The 1,412-nt window shown below is 39.3% G+C and carries 2 protein-coding genes; both read right to left on the minus strand.

The window, feature by feature from the left end; genetic code table 11:
* The coding region (locus CK510_RS30350) for a Uma2 family endonuclease (RefSeq protein WP_095725116.1) at positions 1–453 on the minus strand (453 nt) is incomplete at its 3' end.
* A 53-nt stretch (positions 454–506) separates the two neighbouring features.
* A partial coding sequence (gene ribA, locus CK510_RS30355; protein WP_095725117.1) for a GTP cyclohydrolase II occupies positions 507–1,412 on the minus strand: 906 nt, incomplete at its 5' end.

Genomic DNA, 1,412 nt, shown 5'->3' on the forward strand with positions numbered 1-1,412 from the left:
TAACCACACTTCCGGGACACGATATGGTTTGTAATCCTCTATATCTGTGTAGCTAGTAACATCTATTTCAATTGCTAAATCTGGGGGAGGATCGACAGTCCAATTAATTCTTTTTTTTCCAGAAATAGCTTCCCAATTATCTATATAAAAACAATAGTCAGGTTCAATTCCTCTTAGTTCTGGTAAATCCATTATCATCGGAGTGAATGCATCATACTCTTCTCCTAAAAAATCAAGTAAAATTTTCACAACGTCAGAAATAACATTTACATTGCGTCCGTGTTCAGGTAACGGTGACATTAATGAAATTTCCCCTGGTCGATATTTTATGTGAGGAATAGAGCTATCTCCTCTTAATGTACTCAGAGTTATGTAATCTTGCCAAGTGCCAAGTAAACGAACTACCGTACCTGGAGGTAAATAGATTTTTTCCGGTGAGATAACTGCATACATAAAATTATTTAATTTTAGATTTGGGTTTGTGAAAATTATTTAGTTACTACACTTTACCGAGTAAAACTGTAAATTTTTTGTGTTTCCAAATTATGACAAATCGATGAAGGTTTTTGATTTAAATTAAAACTCAATCTGTCTAATTGCACTTGCAAAGTACTCAAAGGATCGGTTCCTGGTGAAACTAAAAATTCCAACTTTTCAATGTAGGGCAAATTAGCCAGATGATCGAGAATTTGACTAATAGCTTGGATGTAGGGATGACCATCTTGCTGATACCAGTCTACGCTTGCCATTCCTGCTTGATCGAAACCTAGATGCACAGTTAATGATGGCTTATCGAATAGTGCGATCGCAAGGGGACGTGCATCTTCTTGGAGCGATAAATCTTGACTTTTTGCTAAAAAGCGTAATTTCTCTAAACGGTCATAGCGATCGCTAACGGATTCCGGATTGTCTTGCCAATGGATTGCCACTGTTACTAAGTAGGTTTGCAACAGCATATGTCCTAATTTTGCAGCTTTGGTCGATAAATAATAGGAGTTGTAGTCGTTTGCCTCAATCAACAATGGAACCCGATCTACAATCTCCAAATCATATCCCTTTAATCCAGCAATTTTGCGAGGGTTATTAGTAATTAAACGTATCCGATGTAGCCCTAAATCAGTCAGTATTTGTGCCCCCATGCCATAGTCCCGCAGGTCGGCAGGAAAACCCAAACGTTCGTTTGCCTCCACCGTATCCAAGCCCATATCCTGCAATGAGTAAGCCTTAAGTTTATTAATTAAACCAATCCCACGACCTTCTTGACGCAGGTATACAACAACACCTTTTCCCGCTTCCTCAATCATCTTCAGGGCAGTTTGGAGTTGCATTCGACAGTCGCAACGCAGGGAACCTAATGCATCACCCGTTAAACATTCGGAATGCATTCGCACCATCACAGCTTCGTCCTGGAA

It is taken from the genome of Brunnivagina elsteri CCALA 953, assembly GCF_002289455.1.
GTDB lineage: Bacteria > Cyanobacteriota > Cyanobacteriia > Cyanobacteriales > Nostocaceae > Brunnivagina > Brunnivagina elsteri.